Raw genomic sequence first — 14,641 nt, 5'->3', positions numbered from 1 at the left:
CAACGAGCTTTACATCGATATTATCTAACGATCACTTCAGTTCGGAAGAATAAGACTCAGTAATATATCCGTATAAATTAGCTGGTTGTATTTTTACGCTACTCGCCTGACCTTTGAATGCCTTATCCGTAATTGCCACCAGACTCCTTCCTGGTAAAATATAATTCTGCGTTAACTCAGCAGAACCCTTTCCTGGCTGCAACTCGATAGAATTAGATAAACGAACTACATAGTCTCCTTCATTCTTCACCAGAATATTCCCTTGAGCATTGCGACTGAATTTGAGAAATTCCCAAGGTTTATTGTGAGTTGCTAAACCTGATGGATGAATAATCAACGGAATGTTGTGCCTAATGGTCAAACGAACGTTATTCTTTCCTTTAGGTGGAATATTTTGGAATATAGCTCTGACCATGGTTTGCTTAGTCAGTGAGTTTCTAAATTCGTCCTTTAGGAAGAAACGAACCATTTGTGTCTCGCCGGCTTCAATACGGGCAACGCTGGGTGAGACAATCACTTTCTCAGTGGCATCTTCGGCTACAAACTCCAAGGAAGAATGTAACATTACTGGGTTCGCGGCCTTATTGGTCAACGTAGTGGTTGCTTCCCCTTCCGCAGTATTAATGACAATCACTGAGTCATTAATTTGGATGCCTGGAGTCGAAGCACCTGTTGTCTTCGCATGGGAAAAATTTGCGATAAAAAATAAAATAGCCACTGATAAAACCAGATGAGTCCGCATCATAAATTATCCGTTTTTTATATGAACTTACATCCCTATAGCCTTACTTTCGTTACTTATAATGGCAATAGAATAGCAATGAATGGATGCTATAAAGCATCCATTTAATTAACAGAGGTTATTAGAGATAAGACACATTCATGGTAACGGAACCATCAAGCTCAATAATAGAACCTTGCTTAAACTCTTTAGGGTTGATGATTTTAGTATCTACGTTATAACGACCTGAAAATAGTGCCCCTTCATAACGACTTTTATCAACATTGAAATAAGTAATATTCTGATCTTCAAACTTGTCTAAGTCGACCGATGCTTGTCCTTCGACATCATTAATACCACCTAGAAGCGCAGACTCTCCATCAACTTTAGGCTCGGTCAGTGAGACTTTATAACCACCAAACCCGACCTTTACATCTTCCATATTTAGAGCACCTTCACCCAAACCAAAATAAGAGGTGCCAATTTCAGCCGGAACACTACCTTTACGGTTATCAACAAAACTCATTGATACTGTTGTCTTTTGAGGACAGTTAATAACATACTCAATATCTCTCTTTCCTAACTCAATGATTCTCTCATTTTTTTCAACCAACTCCTGTAAAGAAATATTCCCATAACTAATTTCCCCGCCGTTTACATCCAATTTGCATGCGCCCGGCATTAATTTACCTTTAACCGTAATTTCTGCGCTGTTATCCGCAGCAAAGGCCGCAGGAGATAACGCAGCTGAAAGGATCAGAGCAGAAATTATTTTGACTTTTATAGATTTAATTTCCATTTCATAAATCTCCATGTATATCAAAAGATATCAGAAGTAATGCATTTTATGATCACTGACATAAATGCTTACTACTGGATAAATATACGTATGAATAGGATTGAGCCGTAATTAATAATTATTAGATTTTATTAGAACTTTAAAACAATAATAATATCAATTTACTGAATTATTAAATCATGGAAATATCGTTAAGTACTTATTTTAATTGTGTATTAAATATATCCTTAAGTATATTTCAGGCAAAAAAAACAGTTCCCGCGGGAACTGCCTTTAACAACATTAAATTTTAAAAATATGACGCTATGAAAATAATTAGAGTTTAGCTTTCAAACCGCGCTGACGCACAACTTCGAACAGACACACACCGGTAGCCACAGATACGTTTAGAGAAGATACGGTCCCCGCCATCGGAATACTGATTAATTCATCGCAATGTTCACGAGTCAGGCGACGCATACCTTCACCTTCAGCACCCATTACCAGAGCCATTGGCCCAGTCAGCTTGCTTTCATACAGCGTATAACCGGCTTCCCCTGCGGTACCCACGATCCAGACATTATTTTCTTGCAATACGCGCAGAGTACGAGCCAGATTGGTCACTCGAATCAATGGTACGTTCTCCGCAGCGCCGCTGGCTACTTTCTTCGCCGTCGCATTCAACTGAGCGGAACGATCGCGGGGAACGATAACCGCATGAACGCCAGCAGCGTCGGCGCTACGTAGGCAAGCGCCCAGATTGTGCGGATCGGTAACGCCGTCCAAAACCAACAGGAAAGGCGATTCTACGCTGGCCAGCAGGCCCGGCAGATCGTTTTCCTGATACTGGCGGCCTTCCCGCACGCGCGCGACGATCCCCTGATGAACACCGTCTTCTACCTGAGAATCCAACCATTGGCGGCTGGCAACCTGCACCACCAGACCGGCGGCCTCCAGCTCTGCAACTACTGGCTGCAAACGACGATCATCCCGTCCTTTCAGGATAAAAACTTCCAGAAAACGTTGTGGGTCGCGTTCTAACAGGGCTTTGACGGCGTGAATACCGTAAATAATTTCGCTCATGATGCTCTTTTACATGTATCGGCGAGTCCTGTACATGACCCGCCGTTGATTAAATAATGCGTAACACTAAGGGTTAGGCTTTGATCAGGGCGACGCTACGCCGCCCTGTGAGTACTAACTGGTCGACTTTTTCTTAGCACGTTTGGCTTTAGTCGCCGCAGCAATCTTCCGGGTCTTTTCAGAAGCTTTTTTCGCTTTGGCTTTTTTCTCCGTAGGTGCTTTGTCCGTTGGCTTGGCAGCATCAGGACGGAAAGCGCTATCAGGCTCGAAATTAGCCGGTTTCTTGCCTCGACGATTACGTTTTTGTCCGCTACTCGCACCGCCATCGGCAGCACCGCGACGAGATTGTCCGCCTTCACGACGTGAAGGTGCGCTGCCACGCATGGTACGTTGGCCCGCTTTTTTCTCTCTGTCTTTAGCCGTTTTCCCTTCGCCGCGTGGTTTACGCGTGCTAGACACCAAAGCAAAGTCGATTTTACGCTCATCCATGTGGACCGCTTCCACGCGAATCTCAACGGTGTCACCCAAACGGTAAACCACGCCGGAAGATTCGCCGATCAGCCGCTGGCCAATATTGTCGTAGCGGTAATAATCGTTGTCTAGGCTGGAAACGTGAACCAAACCGTCGATAAACAGATCATCTAGGCGTACGAAGAAGCCAAAACCGGTCACGCTGGCGATAATACCGGTAAACACTTTGCCTACCTGATCTTGCATGAAGTCACACTTCAGCCAGTCAGCAACGTTACGCGTGGCTTCATCCGCCCGACGTTCAGTCATAGAGCAATGTTCGCCCAGTTGTAACATATCTTCGTAATCGCTATGCCAGCCGCCGGTTGGTGTCCAACGTTCTTTCACCGAACCCTGCTCTTTGGCTAGCTGATACTTAATTGCCCGGTGCATCGCCAAATCAGGATAACGACGAATCGGCGAAGTAAAGTGGCCATAAGATGCCAATGCCAGACCGAAGTGACCGCGGTTTTCCGGATCGTAAATCGCCTGTTTCATCGAACGCAGCAACATGGTTTGCAGCATTTCGTGATCCGGACGATCGGCAACCTCATCCATCAGAACTGCATAGTCTTTTGGCTCTGGTTTCATTCCACCACCCAATACCAGACCCAGCTCATTCAGCACGCTACGCAGTGCGGAAATATGGTCATCGCTTGGGCGATCATGGACACGGAACAAAGCCGGTTCGTTATGTTTTTCGACAAAACGCGCCGCAGCGATGTTAGCCAGAATCATACATTCTTCGATCAGTTTATGCGCATCGTTACGCATAGTTGGCTCAATGCGTTCGATACGACGTTCTGCGTTGAAGATAAATTTGGCTTCTTCAGTTTCGAAAGCAATGCCGCCACGTTCTGCACGCGCGTGATCCAGCGCTTTATACATCGCATGGAGCTCTTCCAGATGCGGTACCAACGGCTTATATTGCTCACGCAATGATTCTTCGCCATCAATAATTCGCCAAACCTTGGTATAAGTCAGACGCGCGTGGGAGCTCATTACCGCTTCATAGAATTTATAGGAAGACAGTTTGCCTTGGGAGGAGACGGTCATCTCACACACCATACACAAACGGTCTACCTGCGGATTCAGCGAGCAGAGGCCGTTAGACAGCACTTCCGGCAACATCGGTACAACCTGCGACGGGAAGTACACCGAGTTACCACGAGCACGAGCTTCGTCATCCAGTGCGGTACGCGGTCGCACATAGTAACTCACGTCCGCAATCGCTACCCACAACCGCCAGCCGCCGCCACGTTTTTTCTCGCAGTACACCGCATCATCGAAGTCACGGGCATCTTCACCATCGATAGTGACCAACGGTAGGTCCCGCAGATCCACTCTGCCTTTCTTCGCTTCTTCAGGAACCTGTTCTTTCAAATCTGCGACTTGTTTCTCTACCTGCGGTGGCCAGGTATGAGGGATTTCATGGGTGCGCAAAGCGATATCTACCGCCATGCTAGTGCCCATGTTTTCACCCAGCACTTCAACGATTTTACCCACGGCTTTGCTGCGGCGAGTTGGGCGCTGAGTCAGTTCCACCACCACGACGTAACCCATACGGGCGCCGCTGATGGAATCTGGCGGAATCAGGATATCAAAGCTGAGGCGACTGTCGTCCGGAACCACGAAACCAACGCCTGCGTCGGTAAAGTAACGGCCTACAATTTGGCTGGTTTTCGGCACTAATACGCGAACAATACGCGCTTCACGACGACCTTTACGATCGGCACCCATGGCCTGAGCTAGCACCACGTCACCGTGAATAGCCATTTTCATTTGGTCTGAGGACAGGTAAAAATCGTCTTTGCTGCCTTCAACTCGTAAGAAACCGAAACCATCACGGTGACCGATAACGGTACCGCGCAGTAAATCAAGACGCTCAGGCAGCGCATAGCACTGACGGCGGGTAAAGACTAATTGGCCATCGCGCTCCATGGCACGCAGGCGGCGACGCAGAGCTTCTAAAGGCTCTTCGCCGGATAAATTGAGTTCTGTGGCCAACTCTTCACGGCTGGCTGGCGTTTCGCGTTTGGCGAGATGCTCTAAAATGAATTCCCGGCTTGGGATCGGTGATTCATACTTCTCTGCTTCTCGCTCCAGGAAAGGATCTTGTGACATTGCGGTTCCTCCGTAGTCATCAGCAGGTTGCTCAACGTTATTCATTAAGCAAACACACTATTCAACAAGTAATAACTTGTAGAGCGGAGCGTTATCTTTAACCATATCGGCCAAAGTGTAGTTATCCAACTCTTTAAGGAAATTCTGTACAGCCTGGTGGAGCACCTGTTTCAAACGGCAGGCTGGGGTGATATGGCAAAAATCGCTGCAACAGTTCACCAAAGACAGAGGCTCAAGCTCACGCACGACGTCGCCGATACGGATACTTTCTGCCGGTTTGCCTAGCCGAATACCGCCGTTTTTGCCTCGAACTGCGGTCACTAATCCGGCACGGCTCAACTGGTTGATAATTTTCACCATGTGATTGCGCGATACCCCATAGACCTCAGTCACCTGAGAGATGCTAGTCATCTGCCCCGGTGGTAACGAAGCCATGTAGGTAAGCGCCCGTAGGCCATAATCAGTAAAACTTGTTAACTGCACGTATACCCCTGAGTATCAGTTTACTCTGCTAAAACTCATCTGCGATGACACCAGTCTAAGTGTTATTTATGAAAGCGTATTCTTTGAATGATAAACCAGCCACAAAGCTTGCGGCTAATCATTTAGATGGAGGTGGAGGTTTTTGGCGTAAAAACTGCTTACCGAGGAACAACAAACCGGGCATAAGCCCGGTTTGAGTATTTTGATCGCATAGATTTGACGGTATTTCTATCAATCAGGCATCAAATGGGTCGCGCAAGATCATAGTCTCGTCACGATCTGGACCGGTAGAGATAATATCAACCGGAACGCCAGTCAGCTCTTCTACACGTTTGATGTAGTTTAACGCTGCCTGAGGTAGCTGCTCGTACTTTTTCACGCCGAAGGTTTTTTCTGACCAACCTGGCATAACTTCGTAGATTGGCTCGATACCTTCCCAACCTTCAGCTGCCAATGGAGTCGTATCCATTTCGCGGCCGTCTGGCATACGGTAGCCCACGCAGATTTTCACTTCTTTCAGGCCATCCAGCACGTCCAATTTGGTCATGCAGAAACCTGACAGAGAGTTGATCTGAACGGCGCGCTTGACGGCAACGATATCCAGCCAGCCAGTACGACGGTCACGACCGGTGGTAGCACCGTATTCGTTACCTTGCGTACGCAGGAATTTGCCGGTTTCGTCTTCCAGTTCGGTAGGGAATGGGCCAGCACCTACGCGAGTAGAGTAAGCCTTCATGATACCCAGTACGTAATCTACGTAACGTGGACCCATACCAGAACCTGTCGCAACGCCACCCGCGGTGGTGTTAGACGAAGTCACGTACGGATAGGTACCGTGGTCGATGTCCAACAAGGTGCCTTGCGCGCCTTCGAACATGATAAGCTCGCCTTTCTTACGGGCGCTATCTAACAGTTCAGAAACGTCAACAACCATGCCAGTCAGGATATCGGCAACAGAAACGCCGGTCTGAGGATCGACAGCCATCAGGCTATCCAGAACTTCCTGATAATCAACTGCATCAACTTTGTAGTAATGCACTAACTGGAAGTTGTGGTAATCCACAATTTCTTTCAGTTTTGCAGCGAAGGTTTCTTTATTGAACAAATCACCCACACGCAGACCGCGGCGAGCAACTTTATCTTCGTAGGCAGGACCGATACCACGACCGGTGGTACCAATCGCTTTCGAACCACGTGCTTTTTCACGCGCATTATCCAGAGCCACATGATATGGCAGGATTAACGGGCATGCTTCAGAGAGTAACAGTCGCTCACGTACTGGTACGCCGCGCGCTTCTAACCCTGTCATCTCTCTCATCAACGCATCAGGAGCCAGTACAACACCGTTGCCGATGATGCTGGTGACGTTTTCACGCAGAATACCTGAGGGAATCAAATGAAGAACGGTTTTCTCACCGTTGATAACCAAAGTATGGCCAGCGTTATGCCCACCTTGATAGCGCACAACATATTTAGCCCGTTCAGTCAGCAGGTCGACGACCTTGCCCTTACCTTCGTCACCCCATTGGGTGCCCAGTACGACGACGTTCTTACCCATCTCAAAAATCACCAGGTTGCCTTAAAAAAGGATTCTAACATCTCACCCGTGTGCTTTCAGCACTTTTTAACACATGCTTGCACAGTTTTTGCGCTTGGATTCAGCCACCCATGCGGCTACGCAACATGTAGTAGATCACGACGCCAGCAACCACTAATGCACCGCCAAAACGACGTAGCGTGGAGTCAGGTAATTGCGTCATCGCCTGAATCATTTTGCGCCATGCTTTGGGATAAAGCATCGGACCTAGCCCTTCAAGCACCAAAACCAGCCCCAGAGCTAACCAGATTGTGGAGTTCATTGTTTGCCTTAAAAAGAAAAGGCCCGCGTTAACGGGCCTTGCATCACACGCGAACCCCCTTTACGGACGTTTGCTGGAATTATCCGGAGATTTCATATAGCGGAAGAAATCGCTGTCTGGACTCAACACCATCACATCGTTGCCGCTGTTGAAGCTATTCTCATAGGCTCGCAGGCTACGAATAAAGGCGTAGAAATCTGGATCCTTACTGAATGCATCTGCGAATAGACGAGCTGCCTCTGCATCACCGCCGCCGCGAGTAATACGCGCCTGACGCTCAGCTTCTGCCAAAGTACGAGTCACTTCGTAGTCGGCAGTTGCACGCAGTTTTTCCGCTTCTTCCTGACCTTGTGAACGGTGACGACGAGCTACCGCTTCACGCTCAGCGCGCATACGCTGGAAGATCGCATCAGAGACTTCAGCAGGCAGGTTGATTTGCTTGATACGCACGTCAACCACTTCAATACCCAGTGCCGCCATGCTGTTCGGATTCACAGCTGGCTGCTTGCCACGGGTTTCCTCTTCAACACGCGCAGCCACGGAAGCAATCGCATTATCGGCTTCGGTAGTAACAGCTTCGTCATCTACGGTACCGGTATTTAGGGCATCGCGGACATCGGAGGTCAAGCGACCACGAGAATCCGTAACGATATCACGCACATCCAAACGACCGATTTCAGAACGCAGACGGTCACTGAACTTACGTTTCAATAACACTTCTGCCTGAGAAATATCGCCACCGCCGGTTGCCAGATAGTAACGGCTAAAGTCACTGATACGCCATTTCAGGTATGAATCGACAATCAGGTCTTTTTTCTCTTTGGTCACGAAGCGGTCAGCTTGGTTATCCATGGTCTGAATACGCGCATCCAAGGTCTTCACTGTTTCAATGAAAGGAATCTTGAAATGCAGCCCAGGCGCGTACACCAAAGGCTTGTTATCGTTATCACGCAGTACTTTACCGAAACGCAGCACAATTCCGCGCTGGCCTTCCTGTACCACGAATAATGAAGCATAGAGCGCAATCAGCACCACAGCCACGACGAATAAGATCGACTTACGCATTGATTATTCTCTCCCTACGCGAGTGGAAGTGTCACGCTGGGCATTTGCCCTGCGCTGATCCATGACAGAGCCAGAGTCTGAGCTAGTCGTGCTCTTCTCCGGACTGCTTGCCGCAGAGGAAGACGGATTCAAACGAATCAGACTTGAGTCTTTGCTAGCACCGGCTTTATCCGCACCGACCTGTCCACGCAGCATTTGATCCAATGGCAGTACCATCAGATTATTACTCTTGTCGTTAGCCAATACTTTGTGAGTATGACCCAGGACTTTTTCCATGGTTTCGATATACAGACGCTCACGAGTAATTTCCGGTGCAGCCTTGTACTCTGGCAACAACTTGGCAAAGCCTGCGACTTCACCCTGCGCTTCCAGCACTTTACGCGCGGCATAAGCACGAGCATCTTCTAACAGACGCTGCGCCTGACCGTTAGCACGTGGCTGAACTTCATTCGCGTAAGCTTCTGCTTCACGGATGTACTGTTGTTCGTTTTCACGTGCAGCAATCGCATCATCAAAGGCGGCTTTCACTTCTTCCGGCGGACGAGCGGCCTGGAAGTTGACGTCCAGCAGAGTAATACCCATGTTGTATGGACGAATGGTTTCTTCCAATACGCGCTGAGTATCGCTACGAACGATGGTACGACCTTCGGTCAGAATCTTATCCATGGTGTATTTACCGATAACACCACGTACTGCGCTGTCCGTCGCCTGACGCAGACTGTCATCAGGGTTGGTTACGCTGAACAGATAAGCTGCCGGATCGGTTACACGGTACTGAACGTTCATTTCGATGCGAACCACGTTCTCATCGGATGTCAGCATCACGCCTGAAGCGGCCAATTCGCGCACGGATTCAACGTTCACCGGCGTCACTTCATCAATGAAGGTCGGTTTCCAGTTCAAACCTGGTTGAACGATATGGCTCAGTTTGCCCAAACGTGTCACAACGCCACGCTCGGCTTCTTTAATGGTATAGAAACCACTTGCGGCCCAAATGACGACAACGGCTACTGCAGCGATACCCACAATGCGTCCGCTAAAGCCTGGACCCTGTGTTGCGCCACCGTTACCATTACCACTTCCGCTACCTTTGCCGAAACTACTCAGTTTCTTGCTCAGTTTGCGGAAGATATCATCCAGATCCGGCGGCCCCTGATCACGGCCACCTTTATTATTATTTCCGCCAGAGTTGCCGCCATTATTATTGCTGCTCCCCCACGGGTCGCGGTCCTGTCCGTTATTACCGGGCTGATTCCACGCCATGTTTTAGCTCCATTCTTCTATGATTGGTTTTCTTCAGGCCAAGAGCGCACTTCCCTATAAGAAGCTGGCCCTCAATCTCACAAGTTCGATCAAACCCGACTCTTTCATTAACCCAAGGGGCCAATTAAACGACGTAGTCGATCAGCTCCTGCTCTTGTTTACAGAGACGACGCCATTCAACGATAGGCAGTCGAACCACCATACCGATATGCCCGCCCTCTTCTATCCACTCTTTTTCAATTGCCTGAAGCTGATAAAAACGGCTACGTAGACGGCCAGCCTGAGGCGGTAAGCTCAATTCATAGTGTGCGATTTCACCAGAAAGACGCTCCGTCAACGCTTGAAAGAGCAACGGGATACCTGCGCCGGTTTCGGCTGAGAGCCAAACCCTGACCGGCAGGTTTTCTTCGTTGCGATCGATACGCGGCTCGAAATCGTCCAACATATCGATTTTGTTCATCACTAACAGCGTAGGGATTTCGTCCGCTTCAATTTCTGCCAGCACGGTGTCGACCGCGGCTACATTCTCGCTTACGCGTGAATCAGCTGCATCAATCACATGCAATAACAGCGAAGCCTGCCGCGTTTCTTGTAATGTCGCTTTGAATGCGGCGACCAAATCGTGCGGCAAATGTCGAATAAATCCTACAGTATCCGCCAATACCGTATCGCCAACGTCGGCCACATTAATACGGCGCAGCGTTGGGTCCAGCGTGGCAAATAGTTTGTCGGCCGCATAAACGTCGGCTGACGTAATTCGGTTAAACAGGCTGGACTTGCCGGCGTTGGTATATCCCACCAGCGAAACAGTCGGTATTTCAGCCCGGTTGCGCGCGCGTCGGTTTTGCTCACGCTGCTTGGCCACGCGCTCTAGGCGATTGAGGATCAAGCTAATGCGGTCACGTAACAAACGGCGGTCGGTCTCAAGTTGGGTTTCCCCCGGCCCTCTTAGGCCAATCCCACCTTTTTGACGCTCAAGGTGCGTCCAGCCGCGTACCAGTCGAGTGGCAATATGACGCAATTGCGCCAATTCAACCTGCAACTTACCTTCATGCGTACGCGCCCGTTGGGCAAAAATATCTAAAATTAATCCGGTACGATCGATCACCCGACATTCACACAGGCGCTCAAGATTCCTCTCCTGCGCGGCGGAAAGTGCGTGATCAAACAGGACAACAGATGCGCCACTGGCCTTAACGGCATCTGCAATTTCTTCGGCCTTTCCTTCACCGACAAAGTATTTGGGATGAGGCGCTTTGCGACTGCCCGTCACAATTTGCAGTGCCTCTACGCCAGCAGAAGATACCAACGATTCGAATTCGCTGAGATTCTCTGTGTCTTTGTCCTGCGAGAAATAGATATGAACCAGTACGGCCTGCTCACCGGCTTCATAACGGTCAAACAAGCGTGCAACCTCTCAAACGGGTAAAAACCGCTAGTGCGGAGAACATAAGACAATCAATGTTGCTTATGCTCTCCGTCATGGTTGACCAGCAATGCGCTTTATTCAGCGTCATCGCTATCCTGCTGCGGCTGTTGCTGCGCAGACGGATTACTACCATGATAATTATTGGTGCCGCCACTCGGATTATTGCTGTGATGCGATACCGGGCGAGACGGGACAACAGTAGAGATAGCGTGCTTATATACCATCTGGCTAACTGTGTTTTTCAACAGAATGACAAACTGATCGAAAGACTCAACTTGGCCCTGCAGTTTAATGCCATTCACTAAATAAATAGAAACCGGAACCCGTTCACGACGCAATGCGTTCAGGAACGGATCTTGCAAAGATTGCCCCTTAGCCATTCTATATTTTCCTTATTTGCTTGTTGTTTTTAACTAAGAACCTATCGGCTCGAAAATAAACTGCGTAAAAAAAATCTGCGCGCTGAGTACTAATCAATTGTACACAATCATTCAACCTATGCACTAACAACCTGTATTACAGAGTCTAAAGCCTGTTCTGGCTTATCACTGTCGAGCCAATGAACAGATTCCCAACCTCGTAGCCAAGTCATTTGTCGCTTTGCCAACTGACGCGTCGCACAAATTCCGCGGAAAACCATTTCGTCATAATCGATCTCACCAGCGAGATAAGACCACATCTGGCGATAACCAACACAACGAATGGCAGGCAAGTCCGTATGCAAATCTCCACGGTTAAAAAGCGCCCGAGCCTCGGTTTCAAATCCTGCATCCAGCATTTGACGAAAACGTAATTCAATACGCTGGTGCAATAATTCGCGGCTAGCAGGCGCAATCGCAAATTGGTGAACCTGATAAGGTAAGGTTTCACCCGAAATTTTAGTCAGTTCCGTTAAAGTTTTACCCGAAATAAAAAAAACTTCCAGTGCTCTGGAAAGTCTCTGAGGATCATTGGGATGAATCCGCGCGGCAGAAACCGGATCGATTTCAGCCAGTTGCTGATGCAGGTCTTCCCAACCTCGCTCAGCAGCCTGTTCCTCAATACGCTGACGCACCTCTGGATCGGCAGAAGGCAATGGAGACAATCCCTCTAACAGTGCCTTAAAGTACAACATAGTGCCCCCCACCAGCAGCGGAATACGCCCGGCGGCGGTAATCTCAGCCATTTCTTTCAGAGCATCTTTACGGAAATCAGCGGCCGAGTAGGATTCAGCCGGATCGCGAATATCGATTAATCGGTGGGGAGCCAGTGCCAGCTCTTCTGCACTGGGCTTGGCGGTGCCGATATCCATACCGCGATAAATCAGCGCGGAATCCACGCTGACAAGCTCCACGGGCAAATGTTGACGCAGCGCAATGGAAAGCGCCGTTTTGCCGGAAGCGGTCGGCCCCATCACAAATATCGCTGGGGGCCGGTTCAAATTCTCAGTATTACTCATGGATTAAAGTTGCCAATGCGGCCTGTATATCAATAGGTTGTAAAAGCCCGGCAGGGGGTGATTGCACCAGCTGCGGACAAAGACGTTCGACATCCGTCAATAATTGTATCGCTTGGGATACGTTCCAGACCTCATGCTCACTGCCAAGACGGCGGGCAATCCAAGTGGCAAGTACCTCCGGCGACATCTCCTTATGTTGCGACAGATAGCCTAACAGTTCCGGTATCAGTTTTTGTAAATTTTGTTGGCGTAATGGTAAAGATACTGCTCGTAGCGTCGCTCGTCCGTGTTCAATCGCCAGTTCTATTCCCATGGTAATCAATAATTTCTGGTGATGCTGGCAGGCCGTGGCTTCGTTTTTATCCAAAGTCAGTTTAAGCGGAATCAACAGCGGCTGCGGACGCAACCCTTCCTCTGGCGGATTAAGCTGCGCCTGTTTCAGCCAGCGTTCGGCAACCGTTAGAGAAAGCAATGCCAAGCCTGGACCATATTCTATCACCGCGTAACATGGTGGCAGCACCGTCAACACCCGGCCAAAACTGTATTGTCCGCTGCGCAGCGGTTCTTCACCCTTTCTGCTTTTTGTCACTGCCGCAGGCTGTTTATCTGGCAATTTATCCGTCGCAGGAGCCGGTTTCAGCAATTCGTGGTACAGCTCCCCCTGCTGTTTTTGATAAGGCGCTGGAGGCGTATAGGCTGGCGCTCGAGGCTCACGTGCAGAACTATGGGATCCCGCACAGGCAACCCGTGGAGCCACGTATTGCTGCTGAACGGCGGTTTTTCCCGGCTGTGGCTGAGCGTATTTATTTCCACCAGCAGCCACCCGATTCTCCGGCTGCCAGCGCGGAGCTTCAATTTCGCCATCTTCGGAGACAATCAGCGCAGGTTCTGCGCTTTGCTGTAAAACGCTGGTCACCGCCTGATAGATAAAATCATGTACCAAACGTGCCTGATGGAAGCGAACTTCATGCTTGGCCGGATGGACATTCACATCCACCTGATGAGGATCAATATCCAGATACAACACATAAGCGGGCTGCTGATCGTCTTTCAGCAGATCCTGATAAGCCTGACGGATAGCGTGATTAATCAGCCGATCGCGCATCATGCGATTATTGACATAGCAATATTGCATCTCGCTAGGCGTTCGGGCGGCGCTGGGGTCGGCCACCCAGCCACGAATATTCAAATCACCGTGCTGCCATGAAATTGCTAGCGCATGTTGCAGGAAGGTCGGGCCACAAATACTGGCCAGACGGCGTTCATGCTGCGAAGGATCTGGGGCCGCTCGATATTGGCGAACCAGCTTGCCGTTGTGAGTCAGATTAATCGCCACGTCGAAGCGCGCCAACGCGATGCGGCGTACCACTTCATCAATATGGCCGAATTCGGTTTTTTCCGTGCGCATAAATTTACGCCGCGCTGGCGTGTTATAAAACAAATCCAGCACTTCCAGCGTACTGCCTACCGGATGGGCTGCGGGTTTGATGGTCACCGCCATATCCCGCCCTTCTGCGTAAGCCTGCCAGGCTTCGTTCTGTTCGGCGGTACGCGAGGTCAGCATCAAACGGGAAACCGAGCTGATACTGGCCAATGCCTCACCGCGAAAGCCCATGCTGAGAATGGCTTCCAGATCTTCCAACGAACTGATTTTACTGGTTGCATGGCGCGCTAACGCCAGCGATAAGTCGTCTTTAGCTATCCCACAACCGTTATCACGGATGCGGATTAATTTTGCGCCGCCTTTCTCAATATCAATATCGATTCGCGTGGCACCGGCATCCAGACTGTTTTCCACCAACTCCTTGACTACCGACGCAGGCCGCTCGACCACTTCACCGGCGGCAATTTGGTTGGCGAGCTGTGGCGGTAATATCTGAATCGGCAT

General features: G+C 49.5%; 13 protein-coding genes. All 13 read right to left on the bottom strand.

What is annotated here, in order from left to right:
* Positions 1-31 precede the first annotated feature (31 nt).
* Entirely contained in the window at positions 32-745 is a 714-nt protein-coding gene (locus tag AD970_RS12175) for a fimbria/pilus chaperone family protein (RefSeq protein WP_049599299.1), read from the bottom strand.
* A 118-nt stretch (positions 746-863) separates the two neighbouring features.
* Positions 864-1,520, bottom strand: a complete 657-nt coding sequence (locus AD970_RS12170) for a DUF1120 domain-containing protein (RefSeq protein WP_049599296.1) — start codon at positions 1,518-1,520, stop codon at positions 864-866.
* Positions 1,521-1,835: 315 nt separating this feature from the next.
* On the bottom strand, positions 1,836-2,582 hold the full coding sequence (gene rlmB / locus AD970_RS12165; RefSeq protein WP_049599294.1) for a 23S rRNA (guanosine(2251)-2'-O)-methyltransferase RlmB: 747 nt from the start codon (positions 2,580-2,582) through the stop codon (positions 1,836-1,838).
* Positions 2,583-2,696: 114 nt separating this feature from the next.
* Positions 2,697-5,216, bottom strand: a complete 2,520-nt coding sequence (gene rnr / locus AD970_RS12160) for a ribonuclease R (RefSeq protein ID WP_049599291.1) — start codon at positions 5,214-5,216, stop codon at positions 2,697-2,699.
* A gap of 57 nt (positions 5,217-5,273) precedes the next feature.
* Complete coding sequence (gene nsrR, locus AD970_RS12155) at positions 5,274-5,699, bottom strand: nitric oxide-sensing transcriptional repressor NsrR (RefSeq protein WP_049599288.1); 426 nt, start codon at positions 5,697-5,699, stop codon at positions 5,274-5,276.
* Between the two features lie 235 nt (positions 5,700-5,934).
* A complete protein-coding gene (locus AD970_RS12150; protein ID WP_049599570.1) occupies positions 5,935-7,257 on the bottom strand; it encodes an adenylosuccinate synthase in 1,323 nt (440 codons plus the stop codon).
* Between the two features lie 100 nt (positions 7,258-7,357).
* A complete protein-coding gene (locus AD970_RS12145) occupies positions 7,358-7,558 on the bottom strand; it encodes a DUF2065 domain-containing protein (RefSeq protein WP_049599286.1) in 201 nt (66 codons plus the stop codon).
* Positions 7,559-7,618: 60 nt separating this feature from the next.
* Positions 7,619-8,623 carry a protease modulator HflC gene (hflC, locus tag AD970_RS12140; protein ID WP_049599283.1) on the bottom strand — a complete coding sequence of 335 codons (1,005 nt, stop codon included), beginning with the start codon at positions 8,621-8,623 and terminating at the stop codon, positions 7,619-7,621.
* Positions 8,624-8,626: 3 nt separating this feature from the next.
* Positions 8,627-9,886, bottom strand: a complete 1,260-nt coding sequence (hflK, locus tag AD970_RS12135) for an FtsH protease activity modulator HflK (protein WP_049599280.1) — start codon at positions 9,884-9,886, stop codon at positions 8,627-8,629.
* A gap of 124 nt (positions 9,887-10,010) precedes the next feature.
* Positions 10,011-11,291: a ribosome rescue GTPase HflX gene (gene hflX, locus AD970_RS12130; protein ID WP_049599277.1), complete on the bottom strand. Its 1,281-nt coding sequence runs from the start codon at positions 11,289-11,291 to the stop codon at positions 10,011-10,013.
* A 98-nt stretch (positions 11,292-11,389) separates the two neighbouring features.
* Positions 11,390-11,695: an RNA chaperone Hfq gene (gene hfq / locus AD970_RS12125; protein WP_042527076.1), complete on the bottom strand. Its 306-nt coding sequence runs from the start codon at positions 11,693-11,695 to the stop codon at positions 11,390-11,392.
* 116 nt (positions 11,696-11,811) lie between these two features.
* Positions 11,812-12,753, bottom strand: a complete 942-nt coding sequence (gene miaA, locus AD970_RS12120) for a tRNA (adenosine(37)-N6)-dimethylallyltransferase MiaA (RefSeq protein WP_049599273.1) — start codon at positions 12,751-12,753, stop codon at positions 11,812-11,814.
* Positions 12,746-14,641: a DNA mismatch repair endonuclease MutL gene (gene mutL / locus AD970_RS12115; RefSeq protein ID WP_049599268.1), complete on the bottom strand. Its 1,896-nt coding sequence runs from the start codon at positions 14,639-14,641 to the stop codon at positions 12,746-12,748. Before mutL ends, miaA begins: the two co-directional genes overlap by 8 nt.

It is taken from the genome of Yersinia nurmii, assembly GCF_001112925.1.
Classification (GTDB): Bacteria; Pseudomonadota; Gammaproteobacteria; order Enterobacterales; family Enterobacteriaceae; genus Yersinia; species Yersinia nurmii.
Note: the sequence above shows the minus strand (reverse complement) of the source record. Positions and strands in the feature narration are given on the sequence as shown.

Excerpts from the sequence above, each read along its gene's own strand:
- AD970_RS12175 (WP_049599299.1), bottom strand. The coding sequence starts at position 745 with ATGATGCGGACTCATCTGGTTTTATCAGTGGCTATTTTATTTTTTATC.
- AD970_RS12170 (WP_049599296.1), bottom strand. The coding sequence starts at position 1,520 with ATGGAAATTAAATCTATAAAAGTCAAAATAATTTCTGCTCTGATCCTT.
- rlmB (WP_049599294.1), bottom strand. The coding sequence starts at position 2,582 with ATGAGCGAAATTATTTACGGTATTCACGCCGTCAAAGCCCTGTTAGAA.
- rnr (WP_049599291.1), bottom strand. The coding sequence starts at position 5,216 with ATGTCACAAGATCCTTTCCTGGAGCGAGAAGCAGAGAAGTATGAATCA.
- AD970_RS12150 (WP_049599570.1), bottom strand. The coding sequence starts at position 7,257 with ATGGGTAAGAACGTCGTCGTACTGGGCACCCAATGGGGTGACGAAGGT.
- AD970_RS12145 (WP_049599286.1), bottom strand. The coding sequence starts at position 7,558 with ATGAACTCCACAATCTGGTTAGCTCTGGGGCTGGTTTTGGTGCTTGAA.
- hflC (WP_049599283.1), bottom strand. The coding sequence starts at position 8,623 with ATGCGTAAGTCGATCTTATTCGTCGTGGCTGTGGTGCTGATTGCGCTC.
- hflK (WP_049599280.1), bottom strand. The coding sequence starts at position 9,886 with ATGGCGTGGAATCAGCCCGGTAATAACGGACAGGACCGCGACCCGTGG.
- hfq (WP_042527076.1), bottom strand. The coding sequence starts at position 11,695 with ATGGCTAAGGGGCAATCTTTGCAAGATCCGTTCCTGAACGCATTGCGT.
- miaA (WP_049599273.1), bottom strand. The coding sequence starts at position 12,753 with ATGAGTAATACTGAGAATTTGAACCGGCCCCCAGCGATATTTGTGATG.
- mutL (WP_049599268.1), bottom strand. The coding sequence starts at position 14,641 with ATGCCGATTCAGATATTACCGCCACAGCTCGCCAACCAAATTGCCGCC.